Origin of the sequence: Streptomyces sp. NPDC050211, assembly GCF_040656035.1 — a bacterium.
GTDB lineage: Bacteria > Actinomycetota > Actinomycetes > Streptomycetales > Streptomycetaceae > Streptomyces.
In genome coordinates, this window is record NZ_JBFALC010000012.1 from 101,307 (window position 1) to 118,337 (window position 17,031).

Below are 17,031 nucleotides of genomic sequence, written 5' to 3' on the forward strand. Positions count from 1 at the left end.
CATGCCGCTGCTCCGGCTCACCGAACAGACCGCCTTCGACCCCGCCGACGGCACCGGCGTGCTGCTCGACGGCGCGGAGGGCGCCTACTACGAGCTGAACCCCGTAGCCACCCTCATGCTGCAGGCCGCGCTCCGGTACGACACCACCGAGGAGGCCGTACGACACCTCGGTGAGCGCATCGACGCCACCGACGCCATGCTCCGCGACGGCCTCGCCACGCTCACCGGCCGACTCACCGAGAACCACCTCGCCGAGCCCGGCACCGATTCCACCACGGCGCCATGAAAGACCCCACCGCCGACTGGGAGTTCCTGCTCCACGACCCCGGGCCCCCGCCACCCCGCCCGCCCCGGCGGGCACGGCTGCTCGCCGCCGCCCGCACCGTCCGCGCCGCGCGCCTGCTCCGGCGGCGCGGTTGGCCGGACGCCCAGTGGTATCTGCGCACCCTGCGGCCCGCGAGCCAGGCCCCGTGGGAGCCGACGGAGGCGGTCCGGCTCGCCCGCTCCGAGGTGCTGCCCTGTCTCACCTGGCTGCGGCTGGCCGACCCCGACGCGCTGTGCCTGCCCCGCTCGTACGCGCTCGCCACCTACCTCACCACGCTCGGACTGCCCGCCGAGGTCGTCGTGGGCCGGCAGCGCTCGTCGATCGGCGGACGCTTCGCCTTCCACGCCTGGGCGGAGCTGTACGACGAGGTGCTGGGCGACATCCCGGGACTCAAGGCCGGCTTCGCCGTGCTGCTGCGCGTCGGTTCCGAGGAGGTACGGAGAGTGGAGGCGGGGAGTCCGGTTGCCCCGGGGGGCACCCCATGAGGCGCACGGGCCCGCAGGAGGTCCGGCGTGTCCTGCGCGGCCAGGGCCGCAGCATCTCCCTGGCCGCAGCGCTGGCCGTGGCCGGATCCGCGTTCGCCCTGGCCCAGCCACTGGTGGTCAAGCGGGTCATCGAGGCGGCGAGTGCGGGCACCGCGACGGGCGGTGCCATCGGCCTGCTGGTCGTGCTCTTCCTCGCGCAAGCCGTCGTACAGGCGGTGGCCCGATACGTGCTCACCCGCACCGGAGAAGGCGTCGTACTGGGCCTTCGCCTCGACCTCATCGCCCACCTGCTCCGGCTGCCCATGCGCACGTACGACCGCCGGCGCACCGGCGACCTCATCGCCAGGACGGCCGCCGACAGCACCGCGCTGCGGCTGCTGGTCTCCGAGGGGTTCACGGACGCGGTCACCGGCATCGTCGGGCTCGTCGGCGTCGTGGTCCTGATGGTGTGGCTCGACTGGGTGCTGTTCCTGATCGTGCTGGCCGTGATCGCACTCGGCTCGGTGGCGGTGACGTCGGTGCTGCGCGGGATCGAGCGGGCTTCGCTCCACGCACAGCAGGCAACCGGGGCGATGACCGCCGAACTGGAGCGCGCGCTGAGCGCGATCCGCACCGTGCGCGCCAGCCGCGCCGAGGAACGCGAGACCCTGCGGATAGGGGCCCAGGCCCGGTCGGCGTACGGCCAGAGCGTGCGGGTCGGCGCCCTGGACGCGGTGGTCGCCCCGGCGATCACCCTCACCATCAACGGGTCGTTCCTGCTGGTGTTGCTGATCGGCGGCATTCGGGTCGCCGGCCAGGACGGCTCGGTCGCCGACCTCGCCGCGTTCCTCCTCTACATGCTCTATCTGATGTCCCCGGTCGCCGCGGTCTTCCAGGCGCTGAGCACCATGCGGCAGGGCCTGGGCGCGCTGCGACGCATCAGCGAGGTTCTCGACCTGCCGGGTGAAACGGGACCCGAACCCGAGCGCCGGCCCGCGACGCCGGCACAAGCTGCCTCCGTGGTCCCCGCAGTCCCCGTACTGGAATTCCAGGACGTCCGGTTCCACTACGAGCCGGGCCGCCTGGTGCTCCGAGGAGTCTCCTTCACGGTTCCGCGACGTGGCCACGTCGCCCTGATCGGTAGCTCCGGCGCCGGCAAGTCCACCGTCTTCGCGCTGGCGGAGCGCTTCTACGACCCCGACGCGGGCCGCGTCCTGTTCGAGGGCCGGGACATCCGCACCCTGGGCCCGGCCGAACACCGCGCACGGATCGGCCTCGTGGAGCAGCACGCGCCGGTGCTGTACGGCACACTGCGCGAGAACCTGCTGTACGCCGCCCCCGGCGCGGACCCTGCGGAACTGGACCGAGTGATAGAGCTGGCCCAGCTCTCCGAAGTGGTCGCCCGGTCGCCGTACGGACTGGACACGCCTGCCGGGGAACACGGCATGGCCCTGTCCGGCGGCGAGCGCCAGCGTGTCGCGCTCGCCCGCGCACTGCTCACCCGGCCGGCCCTGCTGCTCCTCGACGAGCCGACGGCCCACCTCGACGCGCTCAACGAGGCCGCCCTGCGCCGCTCGATCCGACGCATCACCCACGAGTGCGCCCTGCTGGTCATCGCCCACCGGTACTCGACGATCCGCGCCGCCGACCTCGTCGTGGTCCTGGACGGCGGCCGGGTCGTCGCCACCGGCACCCACAGCGAACTGCTGCGCAGCAGCGATCACTACCGCTTCCTGGCACGGGCCCAGGAGACGGGGGACGTCCTCTCCGGATAGTGGCCGTTCGGTGCGCCCGTCTGTCGGCTCGTCCAGTCAGGCGGGGGCATGGGCCACGATCGTCCGCTTGTCTTCGCCGCGGCGAGCCCCGGCCGCAGCTCCCCGCTGCCAACTTCACAACGCGACGCACGGGGCCGCGCCGGCATCAGCGCGGCCCCGCGTTGTCAGCGGCCTCGTTCCTGGCCGCGCCCGCTGCTCACAGCCCTCCGGTGTACTCGAAGATGTAGAGCCCGTGGTCGCGGTCGGAGGCGGCGACGTACTCCTTGCCGCCGGACTCGAAGACCTGGGCGCCCCAGAAGTTGTTGCCGCCTTCGTCGATGTAGTGGCCCACCTCGACGATCTCGGCATCGACGATCTTCGCGACGCGCAGCCCGGCCGCGTAGTACGAGAAGTAGAGCAGGTCTGCCCGCTTCTCGGAGACGGCCACCTCGTGGATGGACAGGTCGCCGGAGTCCGTCGCGTAGGCCGGGTCGTGCGCCTCGGGAACGGCGTAGGTGTCCAGCTCGGTGAGCTTGCCACTCTCGTTGCGGTAGAGGTGCGCGTAGCCCCAGCCGTCGAAGTACGACGAGAAGGTCAGCCGGTCGCCCTTGGTGCCGACCGCCACCGGCAGCTGCGCGGGGCCCGTTCCGGCCAGGCAGGCCGCATCGTCGTAGGACTGGCCGAAGATGGCGAAACCCTGGCCGCGCGGTGCGACGCCGAAGGCCGGGATGTCGCCTTCGACGCTCATGCCGAGGGTCTGGTCGCAGGCGTCCGTGCCGGTGCGGTTGAAGACGAGTACGGCGTCGTAGCCGCCGGCCGCGATGACGTTCGCGACCTTCTCGCTGAACGTGCACACTCCGCGCTCGACGACGGCGACGTCCACGGTGTTCGGGTCACCGGCGGGGACCACGGGGTCGCCGACGCAGGCCCGGCCCGCGAAGACGGAGTCGCCGGTGATGGTCTGGCCCTCTTCCAGGCGCGTGGTGTTGCTGCCCTGGCTGGCTGTGATGTCGGTGCCGTCGGTGACGTTGCGGGCGGCGAGCGCGTACGGCCCGAAGTCCTCGTCGGCGCCGATGACGTACTCGTTGTCGAGGATGAACTCGGCCTGGTGGGCGTTGCCTTCGGGCGCCACCTGGAAGCCGCTCTCCAGCGCCTCGGGGTCGTGCGCGGCGAAGTCGGTGTCGCCGAGGTAGTCGACCTTCGTCGGGTCGGTCACGTCGAGGGTGACGTAGCCGGCGTCCCAGTAGGAGGCGAGCATGATCTGCCGGCCGCCGATCTCCTTGACGACCATGTCGTGCAGGAAGATCTCGGTGAGGTTGGCCGGGGCGTCCTGGACGATCTGCGGGAACGCCTCGTCGAGGTCGTATTCCGCGATGACCTTGGCCTTCTTGGGGTTGGTGATGTCGACGATGTCGACGTCCGGGCCCTCTTCGTTGTCGACGATGACGGCGTACGCCTTGCTGCCCGCGTCCCATGCGTAGACGCTGTGGATGTCGTTGGCGTCCTTCTTGCCCTGGCCCATGACCGTGTGGTCGCCGACGCCCTCGGCGAGCGGGGTCGGGTGGGCAGGGTCGCTGACGTCGTAGATGTTCATGCCGCCGAAGCCGGCGGCCTCCTTGCACTTCTCGTTGTTGCTGACCAGCACGTCCCCGTTGACGTACGGGGTGTCGATGTGCAGGGTCTGGATGCCCTCGCCCGGTGCGCTGCCCTCCTTCGCCTGGATGAAGGCAACCTCCTCAGGCGCTGCGGGCTTGCGGATGTCCACCACGTGCACGCCGTTGTACTTGCAGGTCGCGCCGCCCCAGGCGGCAAGGTAGGCGTACCCCTCGAAGACACCGACGTCGGCGATCTTCTCGGGCTCGACGTTCTTCAGGCCGAGTTTGCTGACGAGCCGGACGTTGTCACTTCCGGCGGGGAGATGGCCCTCGTCACCACCGTGCTGGTGGCTGTGGTGATCGTGTGTGGCCCCGGCGTTGTCGATACCGCCGTCGTCGGCGGAGACACCGTCATGTGCGTGGGCGACACCGGCGAAGGCGCCGGCGACGAGGCCCACCGCGGCGAGACAACCCACGACACGTACGCGGGTTCTCGCTCTTCCCATGGCTCTCCTTGGTGTGAGAGTGAAGAAGCGCAGGGGGCAGCGAAGGGGACCTACTCTGTGCGTGGCCTGTGGGGAAAGGGTTGCGGAGCCGCGTTAACGTGATCATATTCAGCGTCGGCTTCGGATGGGGCGTCAGAGATTGCCGCGGTCAAGGATGTTCGGCCTCACGGCAGCGGACCGTGACGGGCGGGCTTGCCGTCGTGACTCCGTCCTCGCGGACCCCGGCAGCGACCCGGCGGGCGGATGCCCGCGTCCAGACACGGCACTCGTCGACGCGGGCCGCCGGCGGCGGAGCGGACCCGGTCGGCGGGCTCCCGGCCTGGAGCCAAATCCGACGCGGGGTTCCGCGTCGCCGTCAACGAGCGACAGCAGGACGATGCTGCCGGTCTCGACTCGACCGTATGCAAGGCTCGCCGGGAAGTGCCGGCCTTGGTAGACGAAGTCGGCGCTGATCCAGACGATCAACGTTCTGGCACGAATCTGGCACGCGACAGCTGACCACCGAAGACAGCAAAAGGCCCGGGTCTATGACCTGGGCCTTCCTCATGGAGCGGGTGACGAGAATCGAACTCGCGCTCTCAGCTTGGGAAGCAACGCCGCTTGGGCGGGCTGCATGGCTCTGACCAGCGCAGATACCTGGTCCTTGGGGCGGTCGTGTAGGTCGGATCGCACCGCTGTTGACCGTGGTTGTCCGTCCCCACGGGCAAGGATGGGGCAGGGCTTCGGTGTAGTCGCGCGGTCGGACTGTCAGGCCCGCGTGGAGAGGAACCGGGCGCGGGCCGGTGCAGGGTGTGCGGACGGCGTTGCGTACGCGATCCTGTGACACCAGTCCGTGGAGTCGGATCCGGTCGTTGATCGGTGGTGTTGTTCTCCCGCGTGGCTGGTCGCGACTGTGGGCGGACAGGTCCCTCAGGATTCGGTGCCGTCTCCGCCGCGCTGCCGTTCGGCGAGCATCTCGATCAGCTCGTCGGCGCTCGCCCGGGTGTGGCGTTCCACCTCGGCCTCGACGGTGGCGGGGTCGCCGCCGAGAATGGCGTCGATCAGCCGTTCGTGGACGTGCAGGGCCCGGTCGGGATCGGAGCGGGTGCTCTCGTCGAGTGTGATGGCGAGGTTGATCTGTGCTTCGACGGTGGGCCAGATCCGCTTCAGCATGGCGTTGTCGGAGGCGTCCCAGATGGTGCGGTGCAGCGCGACGTGGGCCTGGTGGAGGCGGGTGGTGTCCTGGCCGCGGTGTGCGGCGCGGTACTCCTGCCAGGCGGTTTCGAGCATGGTGCGCCGGGAGCCGTCGGGGTCGTCGGCCACGGCCTTCGCCGCGAGGGTCTCCAGGGCGACGCGGACCGCCGCGGTGTCGGTGATGAACTTCTCGTCGATCGCTGTGACGACGACGCCGCGGTACGGCTGCTGATCGAGGAGCCCTTCGTGGATCAGCTGGTAGACGGCTTCGCGCAGGGTCGGGCGGCTGACGCCCATCTGCTGGGCGATGTGAACCTCGCGTAGAGGCTGGCCGGCCTTCAGCTCGCCGGCCATGATGGCCCGACGCAGTTCGTCCACGACAGCGTCCCGGCGCGTCTGGGTGGTGACCTGCCTCGGGCCGGCAGCCTGGGCGGCGTACTCGCTCATGAATTCCCTCCGCAGATTGTCAGACCACATTCTATGGGGGCGGGTACGCGTACCGGCGATGCCGTCGTCCCGTGACGGCATCGCAGGACGGGATCAGAAGCGGATGGCGTCGATGAAGGCCCTGAGGCCCGGGGTACGGGGATTGGTGAAGGCTTCGCTGGGCGGGGCGTCCTCCTTGATCAGGCCGTCCTCGAAGTAGCAGAGGCGGTCGGCGGCCTTGGAGGCGAACGCCATGTCGTGGGTGACGATGGCGCAGGCGATGCCCTCCTCCTGCTTCAGCTTGGTCAGTACGCCCAGAACCTCGGCGGCGACCGGCGGATCGAGTGCGGAGGTGATCTCGTCGCACAGCAGCAGGCGCGGGCGCATCATCAGGGCGCGTGCGATGGCCACACGTTGACGCTCGCCTCCGGACAGCTGGACGCAGCGGCTGCGCAGGTGGTGGGCCATGCCGACGTCGGTGAGAGCCCGCTCGGCGCGGTCCAGCAGCTGTGCCTTGCTCTCGCCCAGGACGAGCCGGGGCGCGACGGTGAGGTTGTCCAGGACGTTCATGTGGGGCCAGAGGGTGTAGCTCTGGAAGATCATTCCGACCTGACCCCGCAGGTCCTTCCAGGCTTCCTGGTACTCGCCGTCCCGCACTACGGTCTGGCCGGCGAGGTGGATGTCTCCGGCGTCCGGCTCCTCCAGCCCGGCAATGACCCGCAGCAGGGTGCTCTTGCCGGAGCCGCTCTTGCCGATGAGCACGGCGATCTCGCCGCTGTCGATCCGGAAGTCGGCCTCTTTGAGGACGGGGCGTCCGTGGAAGGACTTGCTGACGCCGTGCGTGTGCAGGAACGCCGTCTCTTCCGGCCGTGCGTCGGTGGTGGTCCCGCTCATGGAGGTGGTGCCCGTGCTCGGGTCTGCGGGGTTGGTTTCCTGCGTCGTCATCAGGCACCTTCCGGCTGGGACATCTTGGCGGTCGGAGTGGAGGGGGTGTTCGTCACGGCGGGCGGCCGGTAACCGGGCCGCATCCGGCCGAGCGTGCTGCGCAGCCCGGACGAGGGCGGCGGGGCGCCGCGCGAGCCGGCGACGAGCAGGCGCTGTTCTACGTAGCTGGTGAACAGCGTCGCGGGGAAGGCGACGACGAAGTAGTGGATCGCGACCATGGTGAAGATCTCCATGGGGCGGTAGGTCTGGGTGGACAGGATGTTGCCCTGGAACGTCAGGTCTGCCATGCCCAGCGCGGACACCAGGGACGTGTCCTTGAACAGGCTCACGTTGAGCGACAGGATCGAGGGGATCTGCTGGCGGAACGCCTGCGGCACGACGATGTACCGCAGGATGTGGAACCGGCTCAACCGAAGCATCTGGGCCGCTTCGATCTGCTCGGTGGGCACGGACTGCATTCCGGCGCGATAGGTCTCGGCCATGAAGGCCGTCAGATGTGCGGTGAGCGCGAGGATGATCGAGAGCTTCGCCGGGAAGGTCGTGTCGAGGAGTGCCGGCAGGGCGTAGAACACCCACAACAGCTGGATCAGCAGCGGGGTGCAGCGGAACACCTCGATGTAGAACTGTGCGGGCCAGCGGATGACCTCGATCTTCGACATCCGTGCCACGGCGAGCGGGAAGCCGAGGACGGTGCTGGCCAGGATCACGATGGCCGAGATTTCGAGGGTCAGCCACAGGCCGTCCAGCAGGACGGGCAGTGAGGGACCGATGACTCCCAGGTCCGGGGAGTAGGCGAGGTTCATCGCGGTCTGCCTTCGGGAGACGGGAGGCGGCGGTCAGGGCTTGATCTGGAGGTCGCCCAGGTTGTCCACGTCGCGGTAGCCGGCGTCGGCGAAGGAACGGTCGATCTCACCGCTGGCGACGGAGTTGTCGATCGCCACGTTGAGGATCTCCATGGACCGGGAGTCGATGTCGGCGGGAACGCCGTAGGCCACGTGGTTCACCAGGAGCGCCGGGTCGGGGACGACGATGCCCACGGACTTGTCCTTGTTCGCCATGTCGACGGCGGTGGCGAGGTCGGTGAAGACCGCCGCGGCGCGTCCCGCCTTCACGCCGCTCAGCGCGTTCTGGAAGGTGTCCACGCGCAGTTCCTTGGCCTTGGCCCGCTGGAGCGCCGTGTCCGCGGCGGTGCCCTGCGAGGTGGCGATCGCCTTGCCGGAGTCGAGGATCTGCTTGCTGGTCGTGAAGTTGCTGTCCCGCTCGACCAGGAACACGCCGGGGTAGGACCACGAGGGGTTGGTGAAGCGGATCGCCAGGCTGCGCTCGACGGTCTGGTCGAGGTCGGCGGCGACGTCGTACTTGTTCGCCTGCAGGCCCGCGACGATGTTCTGCCAGGTCGTCGCCACCGTCTTGACCTTCACGCCGATGCCGTCGGCGAGGTTCTGCAGCGGAATGAGGTCGGGGCCGGTGCATGTGCCGTCCGACTTCACGACGATGGTCGGCGGCGCGTCGGCACAGCCGATCCGCAGCACGCCCGCCTTCTTGATCTTCTCGATCCAGGTGGCCTCGTTGGAGGAGCCGGACGAGGCGACGGTCTGCGACGAGCCGCTGTCCGAGCCGGATCGTCCGCCGACGTATCCGGCTATGAGGGACAGCAGGAGCAGTCCCAGCACGTAGAAGGTGTATCGGCTCTGCTTGGTGAGGGCCATGGCGTACTCCGGGGCTAGAGAACGGGCGGGAGGGCACACGCGGCGGAGGCGGAGAGGGGGAGGTACGGGGGAGCTCAGGGCCCGCAGAAAGAAGACCGCAGCCACCAGATGCAAATTGTCTGACAACCAGCAAGTTAGGGGGAGGTTAGAGAGACGGCCACGCGCTGTCAATGGCCGCAATCGTGATACTTCGAGCGGTGCCGCTCCGTCGCGCACGCCGCTCGCCGCGGGTTACGTGCTGCCTGCATCAGGGGCTTGAGCTGGGCGGATGTGAGGCGCCGGCGACGGCTACGCGCCCAGCCCTGCGGCGCCGGTCGTGTCCCGCACATGGTCGAGAAAAGCGAGGGTGGCCGGATGCGTGGGCGTACGCGGCCAGGCCATCCGGACCGTCACGGGAGGCGCGTCAGACAGGGGCAGGTAGCGGACGCCGGGGTGCGGATGGCTGTGCTCGGTGGCCTGGGCCGTGACGCCCACCGCGTCACCCGTGGCGATCGCCGTGAGCCATTCGTCGACGTTGGCCACCTCGAACGTGTGCGGCCGCGCCCCCTCGGGCCAGAGGCCGGCCGTGGTTGCGGCGGTGGCGCAGAGCGCAACCGGCCGGTCGGCGAGGTCGGCGAGGCGTACGGCCGAGCGACCGGCGAGCGGATCGTCCTCGGGGACGGCGACCAGGCGCCGTTCCCGGTACAGCGACCGGACCTCCAGTCCGGCTTCCGGGGCGGGCTCGGTGCGCAGGAGCGCGGCGTCGACGTCCCCTCGGCGCAGAGCGGCTTCCGGGTCGTCGCCGCGGTGTACCTGTACGGGAGTGTCGGGATGCTTCTCCCGCCAGGTGCGCAGCAGTGGCACGGTACGGTCGCCGAGGGCCGCCCAGGCGAAACCGATCCGCAGCGGTCGTATCCCCGTCGCGGCTTCTGTCAGTGCGTCGTCCAGCTGATGCAGGATCTGGTGGGCCCGCTCATGCAGCCGCTGTCCCGCATCGGTGAGGGAGAGCGCGCGGGTCGTACGCTCCACGAGGCGCACGCCGACCCGGCTCTCCAGCTGCTCCAGGGTGCGCGAGAGGGCGGGTTGGCTGATGCGGAGCACGGCCGCGGCGCCGGTGATGGTGTCCTCGTCGCCGATCGCGGCGAGCGCCCGCAGGTGCCGGATCTCCACATTCATAACCCTGGAGCATAAGTGCTCCGCGGAAGGCATTTCCCTCGCTCCATGGACCGGACCTAGCGTCGTTGTCATGAAGATTCTCCTCATCGGCGCCACCGGCACGCTCGGCTCGAGCGTCCACAAGGCACTGGCCGTCCGTGGGCACGAGGTCCTCACCGTGGGACGCGGCGGCGGCGACCTGCGCTACGACATCACCGACCCGGCGCAGGTCGCCGAGCTGTACGACCGGGCGGGCCGGGTGGACGCGGTGGTCAGCGCCGCCGGTCACGTGCCGTACAAGCCGGTCACCGAGCTGACGCCCGAGGACTACCTGGCCGCCTTCCGGGGCAAGGTGCTCAGCCAGATCGACCTGGTGAGGCAAGGGGTTCCGCGCATTGCCGAGCGGGGTTCCTTCACCCTGATCACGGGTGTGCTGGCCCGCGAGCCGATCCGCACCGGCAGTGCGGCCTCCATGGCCAACGGGGCGGTGGAGGCGTTCGTGCGTGCCGCCGCCATCGAGATCGCGCCGCAGCGCGTCAACGCGGTCAGCCCCACGGTGTTCACCGAGAGCCTCGACGCCTACGGGGACTTCTTCCCGGGCACGCCCTCGGTCGATCTCGCCGACGTCGCCCAGGCGTACGCCCGCTGCGTCGAGGGCGCCCAGACAGGGCAGGTCTACGCTTTGTAGTGACCGTTTACGCAGTTCAGGGGTCCTCGCGCAAGCGGGGGCCCTTCGTGCTTCCGCGCCGTCACTACGCCGACTTCACGGCAACAACTTCACCGCGACTTATTGACTGCGCCGGGCGTCGAGCCTAGCGTCGCCTCCATCACCGCAGATTGTTTGACAATCTGCATGCACTTCTCTGTCGGAGGTACACGACTCCATGCGGATCATCGTTGTGGGTGCCGGGGCCGTCGGCCTGGCCAGTGCCTACCGGCTGGCCAAGAGCGGCTGCGAGGTGGTGGTCCTGGACGCCCGGCGTGCGGGCTCCGCCGCCACGCACGGCAACGCGGCCAAGATCGCGCTGGCCGAGAGCGGCCCGGTGCCCGCCCCCGGCGTCATCCTGCAGTCGCTGAAATGGATGCTGAAGCCGGACAGCCCCCTGTACGTCAAGCCCTCGCTGGCCCCGTCCTTCGTGAAGTTCATGCTGAGCATGGCCCGGCACTGCACCGCCCGGGACTTCCGCCACGGCCTTCAGACCCAACTGCGCCTGGCCGAGGGCACCATGGACCTCCTCGACGACTGGACCCGGGACGGCATCGACTTCGAGATGCACAAGGCCGGCGTCCTGCTCGCCTTCGAGACCCGTGAGCGGTACGAGGAGCAGTGCGCCTCCCTCGACGTCTTCGATCGCTTCGGCATGGTCCCCGAGCACCTGCACGGCGACGCCGTCCAGGCTCGCGAACCGGCACTCAACAGCCGTACCCGCCACGGCCTCTACTTCCCGGACGACCGGCAGGTCGAGCCCGACTCCCTCACCGCCGGCCTGCTCAAGCGCTGCCAGGAACTGGGCGTGGAGATCCACGAGCACACTCCGGTACGCCACTTCCTGCGCCAGGGCGACACCGTCACCGGCGTACTGACCGACAAGGGCGAGTTCACCGGCGACACCCTGCTCCTGGCGGCCGGTGTCTGGACGGGCCCTATGACCCGCCAACTGGGCGTTCCGCTGCCCATCCGCCCCGGCAAGGGCTACAGCGTCGACTACACCCCAGCGCCCTTGCAACTGCGCACGTCCCTCACCCTGGAGGATGCCCGCGTCGCGGTGACTCCGCTCGGCGGCTTCCTGCGGCTGGCCGGGACGATGGAGTTCGGCGGCCTGGAGGAGAACATCAACCCCCGACGCATCGCCGCCATCAAGAAGGCCGCGGCCGACGCCTTCACCGACTGGGGCAACCCGCCGGGAGAGGCCGCCCCGTGGGCGGGTCTGCGGCCCATGACTCCGGACGGCCTGCCGGTCATCGGGCGACTCGGGTCGCTGCCCAACGTCTACGTCGCCTCGGGCCACGGCATGCTCGGCCTCACCCTGGCCCCCGCCACTGCCGAGACCATCACCGAGGCCATCACCCGGCAGCGCCTCCCCGCCGTCGCCGAGGCGGTCTCCCCGCGCCGCTTCAGCCGCCGGTGATCCTCACCCTCCCCTGCCCCTCTCACTCCAGGAGACCGCACATGAGCGCCCCGCAGTTCACCGGCATCCTCGCCGCCGTCGTCACCCCCCTGACCGCGGACGGCTCCGCTGTAGACGCGGCGGGCGTCCAGCGCCAGGCCGACCACATCATCGGCGGCGGTATCCACGGCCTCGTCCCCGGCGGCAGCACCGGCGAGTTCACGACGCTGACCCTCGGCGAACGCAAGCAGGTCACCGAGCTGTACGTCGAAGCGGCCGCAGGACGAGTCCCGGTCATCGCCGGAACCGGCGCGCTGAGCACGGCCGAGACCGTGGAGCTGAGCGTCCACGCCCAGAAGGCCGGCGCGACGGCCGTCATGATCGTGCCGCCGTTCTACGACGCCCCGTCCTACGAGGAACTCCTCGCCTACTTCGGCGCGGTCTCGGAGGCGATCGACATCCCGATCATGTACTACAACATCCCCTCCGCATCCGGAGTGCACCTCACCCCCGAGCAACTGGCCCAGCTGGCCCGCGAGACCGCGGTGACCTCCTACAAGGACACCGGCGGCGACTTCACCTGGCTCTCCGCCGTCCAGCAGCAGCACGCGCAGGACATCACCACCCTCAACGGCTGGGACACCCTCACCTTCGCCGCCCTCGCGAGCGGGGCGAAGGCCGGAGTGTGGGGCACGGCGAGCGTGATCCCCCGGCTGTGCGCCGACCTGTACGACGCCCTCGCCGTCCGCGGCAACCTGCACGCCGGGCGCGAGCTGTGGGCGAAGATCTTCCCGATCTGCCAGTTCCTGGAGTCCCACAACTACGCCTGCGGCATCAAGACCGGCCTCGACCTCGTCGGCGTCAGCGCCGGCTCCACCCGCCGCCCCGTCCTGCCACTGGCTCCCGAGCACCGCGAGGAGTTCCGCGCCCTGCTCACGGCGGCCGGCGTCGAGACCGCCGACGACCCGGTGGCCGCGTGATGACCACCCAGCACCGCCTTATCCATGCGATCGACGTCCACGCCGAGGGCGAGCCGGGACGCGTACTGATCGGCAGCCATCTGCACGTCCGGGGCGCCACCATGGCCGAACGTCTGCAGTACTGCGAGAAGCACCTCGACGAGCTGCGCCGCCTCCTGCTGCGCGAACCGCGCGGCTACCCTGCCCTGTGCGGCGCCCTCGTACTCCCGCCGGCCGACCCGACCGCCGACTTCGGACTGGTCGTGCTGGAACAGGGCGGCTTCCGTCCCATGTCCGGCTCCAACCTGATCTGTGCCGTCACGGCTCTCGTGGAGACGGGCGCGGTGCCGGTCACCGAGCCGGTCACCGAACTCACCGTGGACACCGCCGTCGGCCTCGTCCGCGTCCGCGCCGAGGTGTCCGGGGGCAAGGCCACCCGGGTCACCTTCGCCAACGTGCCCGCATTCGCCGTAGCCCTCGACCATGTCCTGGACCTTCCCGAATACGGTCGAGTACCGGTCGACATCGTCTTCGGCGGCCAGTTCTACGTCCAGGCACGCGCCGCGGACCTCGGTGTCAGCCTGGAGGCCGGTGCCGCCAAGCAACTCGCCCGTGCAGGGGCCGTACTGCGGACCGCCGCACAACAGCAGATCCCGGTCAGCCACCCGCTCAACCCCGGCATCAACAAGATCTCTCTGGCGATGATCCTCGGCCCCTCCCCGACACCCGGCGCCTCCGCCCGCAACACGGTCGTCCTCCCGAACGGCGAGGTGGACCTGTCCGACCCGACGACCTGGACCGGCACCCTGGACCGCTCCCCGTGCGGCACCGGCACCAGCGGCCGTATGGCCGCCGTGCACGCGCGCGGCGAACTGCCCCTGAACACCCCGTTCATCCACGAGTCGATCCTCGGCACCACCTTCACCGGCAGGCTCCTGTCCGAGACCCGGATCGGCCCCTACGACGCCGTTCTCCCGACGATCAGCGGACGAGGCTGGATCACCGCGTTCAGCCAGTACGTCCTCGACGAAACCGACCCCTTCCCGTACGGCTACACGCTCGGCGACCTGTGGGGCGAGCAGGCAGCCCACCCCGAGACCGACTTGGAGACGTGACCGATGGAGACCACCGGACAGCAGTTCATCGCGGGCAAGCGCCGCTCCGGCACGTCCGGCGAGCAGTACGAGGTGACCAACCCCGCCACCGGCGAGGTCCTGGACACCGACACCCTGGCCGGCCCGGACGACGTGCACGAGGCGGTGGCCGCCGCGCGCGCCGCCTTCGCCGAGTGGTCGCGCAAGACACCCGCCGAACGCTCCGAGGCCATGCTGCGCTGGGCGGACCAACTCCAGGCCCGTAGCGAGGAGTTGGCGCAGGCCGAAAGCCGCAACGCGGGCAAGCCGATCAGACTCACCCGAGGCTTCGACGTCCCAGGCACCATCGACAACGTCCGCTTCTTCGCCGGAGCGGCCCGCAACCTGGAGGGCCGCGCCTCGGCGGAGTACTCAGCCGACCACACCTCCACGATCCGCCGCGAACCCATCGGCGTCATCGGCTCCATCGCCCCCTGGAACTACCCGCTCCAGATGGCGGCGTGGAAGGCGCTGCCCGCCATGGCGGCCGGCAACACGATCGTGCTGAAGCCGTCCGAACTCACGCCGCTCACCTCGGTGTTGTTCGCCGAGGCAGCCCAGGAGGCCGGAATCCCGGACGGCGTCCTCAACATCGTCACCGGCAGTGGCCCCGTCGCGGGCCAAGCCCTGATCACCCACCCCGACGTCGCCATGGTCTCCTTCACCGGCTCCACAGCCGTCGGCCGCCAAGTCGCCGCCCAGGCAGCGGGGTTGGTCAAGCGCGTCCACCTCGAACTCGGCGGCAAGGCCCCCTTCCTCGTCTTCGATGACGCCGACCTGGAGGCCGCCGCCCGCGGAGCCGTCGCCGGAGCCCTCATCAACTCCGGCCAGGACTGCACCGCCGCTACCCGTGCCTACGTCCAACGTCCCCTGTACGAGGCGTTCGTCGAGCGCGTCGCCGCCCTCATGGACGGCGTACGCCTGGGCCCGGTCGACGACCCGGACACGGACATGGGTTCCCTGATCTCCCTCCGCCAGCGCGACCGGGTCGCGGCCATGGTCGAGGCTGCTCGCGAGGGCGGCGCCACGGTCGTGCGCGGAGGGAGGATCCCCGACGGCCCGCTCGGCCGGACCGCCCACTACGAGCCCACCCTCATCACCGACGCCGCGCAGGACTCCGCCATCGTCCAGCAGGAGATCTTCGGCCCGGTCCTGGTCTGCCTCCCCTTCGACACCGACGACGAGGCCATCCACCTCGCCAACGACACCCCGTACGGACTGGCCGCCTCGGCCTGGACCACCAACGTCTTCCGCGCGGGCCGCGCGGGCCGCGAGATCCAGGCGGGCTGCGTCTGGATCAACGACCACATCCCGATCATCAGCGAGATGCCGCACGGCGGCTACAAGGCGTCCGGCTTCGGCAAGGACATGTCGGCCTACTCCTTCGACGAGTACACCAACGTCAAGCACGTCATGACGGAGATCACCGGTACCCGGCACAAGTCCTGGCACGACGTGGTCTTCACCAGCCGCTGACCGCGCGTCACCTCCACGGCGCACGAAAACGCCGTTCACTTGCCGAGGAACAACAGACGGAGCGCCTCGCGCGCGTCAAGGCCGTGAGCGCACTACGCAGCCCCAGGTCGCTGACCTGGGGCTGGAAGAAGAGCGGGTGACGAGAATCGAACTCGCGCTCTCAGCTTGGGAAGGGACGGCGCTTGCGTAGCCGGAGCGCTTCTGACCTGGCCATATGTCTCCCGGACTGGCGGTTGAAGGTGCGGATCCTACCGCTGTTGACCGTGGTTGACCGGTCTTACGGGCACGCTATGGGAACGCCGTCCGATCAGGGTCGCCGGGCGGAGGACGTCATTGCAGGAGCACACGGAGGCTTTCTTCAGGACCGCGTCGCGGCGCTGGGACGACGCGACGCGACCGGGGTTCGACGAGGGGGCCGAGTCAGCAGAGCCGGCGCCGTGTCAGGGGCGGGGGAAGCCCTCGGCGTCGAGGCGGAAGACGAGCTCGGCCTCGTCGCGCTCGGTGGTGTGCAGCTGCCAGTAGAGGGGCGTGATCTGCTCGGGCCTGGCCGCCTCGACGCCGGGGATGACGGAGACGCCGATCGACGAGTCGATGCCGACATGGGCGGCCTGGATGCCGGTGCCGTCCAGCTCCTTGTGCAGGTTCATCGCCCAGTTGCGCAACGCCGCGGCGGCGGCGTTGACGTTGGCGACCCGCGGGTCGGGCCAGATCGAGCCGGCGCCGGTGGTGTAGAGCAGGGTGCCCGCGCCGGCCTCCCGCATCGCCGGCAGCACCGCCCTGGTGGCGGCGATGGCTCCGTAGAGCTGGAAGTTCATCTCGAACTCCACATGAGACGGTTCGGTCTCGGCCGGAGCGGTCAGCGTGGTGACGCCGAACGTCCCCACCGGGGAGTACTCCAGGACATCGATCCCGCCGAACCGTGCGGCGGCGTCCTTGAGCGCCTGGGTGAGCGCGTCGCGGTCGAGCACGTCCGCGGGGAACGCGGCGGCGGTGATGCCCTCGGCGGTGAGCGTGTCGACGAGGCCGTCGAGCTTCTCACGGTTACGGGAGATCAGGGCGACGTCGAAGCCCTGGGAGCCGAAGGTGCGGGCGATGGCCAGGCCCATCTGGGGGCCGACTCCGACGATGGCGATGCTGGTCACAGCGATCCTTTCGTAAAACCTCGTTGGGGGATATCGGTGTGTCGGGCGATGGTGAGAGCTCCTTGCCGCCGGTGCGAGCACCGGGCGCCTCAGGGGGTTCCCCAATTTGGATAGGGCTATCCGTTTCTGAATCGGATAACCCTATCCGGTTCGCGTGGCAATCGTACCACCGAAAATGGATA

Annotated in this window: 15 protein-coding genes; 8 read left to right on the top strand and 7 right to left on the bottom strand. The window is 69.7% G+C overall.

What is annotated here, in order from left to right; all coding sequences use genetic code 11:
* Position 1 precedes the first annotated feature (1 nt).
* Genes AB0I98_RS15555 through AB0I98_RS15565 form a run of 3 tightly spaced genes read left to right on the top strand, consistent with a single transcriptional unit; the run spans position 2 to position 2,564 of the window.
* Positions 2–286 (top strand): PqqD family protein, encoded by a 285-nt coding sequence (locus tag AB0I98_RS15555; RefSeq protein ID WP_362940998.1) that lies wholly within the window; start codon positions 2–4, stop codon positions 284–286.
* Positions 283–810 carry a lasso peptide biosynthesis B2 protein gene (locus AB0I98_RS15560; RefSeq protein ID WP_362941000.1) on the top strand — a complete coding sequence of 176 codons (528 nt, stop codon included), beginning with the start codon at positions 283–285 and terminating at the stop codon, positions 808–810. The genes AB0I98_RS15555 and AB0I98_RS15560 overlap by 4 nt, the downstream gene beginning before the upstream one ends.
* Entirely contained in the window at positions 807–2,564 is a 1,758-nt protein-coding gene (locus AB0I98_RS15565; protein ID WP_362941002.1) for an ABC transporter ATP-binding protein, read from the top strand. Before AB0I98_RS15560 ends, AB0I98_RS15565 begins: the two co-directional genes overlap by 4 nt.
* A gap of 196 nt (positions 2,565–2,760) precedes the next feature.
* On the opposite strand, the gene AB0I98_RS15570 is transcribed toward AB0I98_RS15565, so the two are convergent.
* The 6 genes from AB0I98_RS15570 to AB0I98_RS15595 all read right to left on the bottom strand — a co-directional run bounded on the left by AB0I98_RS15570 (position 2,761) and on the right by AB0I98_RS15595 (position 10,052).
* The gene (locus AB0I98_RS15570) at positions 2,761–4,644 is read right to left on the bottom strand and encodes a PA domain-containing protein (protein ID WP_362941004.1); all 1,884 of its coding nucleotides are present in this window, start codon (positions 4,642–4,644) and stop codon (positions 2,761–2,763) included.
* 909 nt (positions 4,645–5,553) lie between these two features.
* Positions 5,554–6,264, bottom strand: a complete 711-nt coding sequence (locus AB0I98_RS15575) for a GntR family transcriptional regulator (protein ID WP_362941006.1) — start codon at positions 6,262–6,264, stop codon at positions 5,554–5,556.
* 93 nt (positions 6,265–6,357) lie between these two features.
* A complete protein-coding gene (locus AB0I98_RS15580) occupies positions 6,358–7,188 on the bottom strand; it encodes an amino acid ABC transporter ATP-binding protein (RefSeq protein WP_362941008.1) in 831 nt (276 codons plus the stop codon).
* Positions 7,188–7,991, bottom strand: coding sequence for an amino acid ABC transporter permease (locus AB0I98_RS15585; protein WP_362941011.1), 804 nt, complete (start codon positions 7,989–7,991; stop codon positions 7,188–7,190). The genes AB0I98_RS15580 and AB0I98_RS15585 overlap by 1 nt, the downstream gene beginning before the upstream one ends.
* 33 nt (positions 7,992–8,024) lie before the next feature.
* Positions 8,025–8,897: a transporter substrate-binding domain-containing protein gene (locus AB0I98_RS15590; protein WP_362941013.1), complete on the bottom strand. Its 873-nt coding sequence runs from the start codon at positions 8,895–8,897 to the stop codon at positions 8,025–8,027.
* Positions 8,898–9,185: 288 nt separating this feature from the next.
* The gene (locus tag AB0I98_RS15595) at positions 9,186–10,052 is read right to left on the bottom strand and encodes a LysR family transcriptional regulator (protein ID WP_362941016.1); all 867 of its coding nucleotides are present in this window, start codon (positions 10,050–10,052) and stop codon (positions 9,186–9,188) included.
* Between the two features lie 70 nt (positions 10,053–10,122).
* Here AB0I98_RS15595 and AB0I98_RS15600 point away from each other — a divergent pair, with 70 nt between their 5' ends.
* From AB0I98_RS15600 to AB0I98_RS15620, 5 genes are all read left to right on the top strand, one after another.
* Positions 10,123–10,719, top strand: a complete 597-nt coding sequence (locus AB0I98_RS15600) for a short chain dehydrogenase (RefSeq protein WP_362941019.1) — start codon at positions 10,123–10,125, stop codon at positions 10,717–10,719.
* A gap of 196 nt (positions 10,720–10,915) precedes the next feature.
* On the top strand, positions 10,916–12,160 hold the full coding sequence (locus AB0I98_RS15605; RefSeq protein ID WP_362941022.1) for an FAD-dependent oxidoreductase: 1,245 nt from the start codon (positions 10,916–10,918) through the stop codon (positions 12,158–12,160).
* A 41-nt stretch (positions 12,161–12,201) separates the two neighbouring features.
* Positions 12,202–13,119: a dihydrodipicolinate synthase family protein gene (locus tag AB0I98_RS15610; protein ID WP_362941025.1), complete on the top strand. Its 918-nt coding sequence runs from the start codon at positions 12,202–12,204 to the stop codon at positions 13,117–13,119.
* Complete coding sequence (locus tag AB0I98_RS15615) at positions 13,119–14,213, top strand: proline racemase family protein (protein ID WP_362941028.1); 1,095 nt, start codon at positions 13,119–13,121, stop codon at positions 14,211–14,213. The genes AB0I98_RS15610 and AB0I98_RS15615 overlap by 1 nt, the downstream gene beginning before the upstream one ends.
* Before the next feature lie 3 nt (positions 14,214–14,216).
* Positions 14,217–15,707 carry a gamma-aminobutyraldehyde dehydrogenase gene (locus tag AB0I98_RS15620; RefSeq protein ID WP_362941031.1) on the top strand — a complete coding sequence of 497 codons (1,491 nt, stop codon included), beginning with the start codon at positions 14,217–14,219 and terminating at the stop codon, positions 15,705–15,707.
* 440 nt (positions 15,708–16,147) lie between these two features.
* Here AB0I98_RS15620 and AB0I98_RS15625 read toward each other — a convergent pair whose 3' ends face one another.
* Positions 16,148–16,849 carry an SDR family NAD(P)-dependent oxidoreductase gene (locus tag AB0I98_RS15625; protein ID WP_362941033.1) on the bottom strand — a complete coding sequence of 234 codons (702 nt, stop codon included), beginning with the start codon at positions 16,847–16,849 and terminating at the stop codon, positions 16,148–16,150.
* Between the last annotated feature and the right edge of the window lie 182 nt (positions 16,850–17,031).

Coding starts and splice junctions, on each gene's coding strand:
- AB0I98_RS15565 (WP_362941002.1), top strand. CDS start 807: ATGAGGCGCACGGGCCCGCAGGAGGTCCGGCGTGTCCTGCGCGGCCAG.
- AB0I98_RS15560 (WP_362941000.1), top strand. CDS start 283: ATGAAAGACCCCACCGCCGACTGGGAGTTCCTGCTCCACGACCCCGGG.
- AB0I98_RS15580 (WP_362941008.1), bottom strand. CDS start 7,188: ATGACGACGCAGGAAACCAACCCCGCAGACCCGAGCACGGGCACCACC.
- AB0I98_RS15610 (WP_362941025.1), top strand. CDS start 12,202: ATGAGCGCCCCGCAGTTCACCGGCATCCTCGCCGCCGTCGTCACCCCC.
- AB0I98_RS15615 (WP_362941028.1), top strand. CDS start 13,119: ATGACCACCCAGCACCGCCTTATCCATGCGATCGACGTCCACGCCGAG.
- AB0I98_RS15570 (WP_362941004.1), bottom strand. CDS start 4,644: ATGGGAAGAGCGAGAACCCGCGTACGTGTCGTGGGTTGTCTCGCCGCG.
- AB0I98_RS15585 (WP_362941011.1), bottom strand. CDS start 7,991: ATGAACCTCGCCTACTCCCCGGACCTGGGAGTCATCGGTCCCTCACTG.
- AB0I98_RS15600 (WP_362941019.1), top strand. CDS start 10,123: ATGAAGATTCTCCTCATCGGCGCCACCGGCACGCTCGGCTCGAGCGTC.
- AB0I98_RS15595 (WP_362941016.1), bottom strand. CDS start 10,052: ATGAATGTGGAGATCCGGCACCTGCGGGCGCTCGCCGCGATCGGCGAC.
- AB0I98_RS15620 (WP_362941031.1), top strand. CDS start 14,217: ATGGAGACCACCGGACAGCAGTTCATCGCGGGCAAGCGCCGCTCCGGC.
- AB0I98_RS15605 (WP_362941022.1), top strand. CDS start 10,916: ATGCGGATCATCGTTGTGGGTGCCGGGGCCGTCGGCCTGGCCAGTGCC.
- AB0I98_RS15575 (WP_362941006.1), bottom strand. CDS start 6,264: ATGAGCGAGTACGCCGCCCAGGCTGCCGGCCCGAGGCAGGTCACCACC.
- AB0I98_RS15555 (WP_362940998.1), top strand. CDS start 2: ATGCCGCTGCTCCGGCTCACCGAACAGACCGCCTTCGACCCCGCCGAC.
- AB0I98_RS15590 (WP_362941013.1), bottom strand. CDS start 8,897: ATGGCCCTCACCAAGCAGAGCCGATACACCTTCTACGTGCTGGGACTG.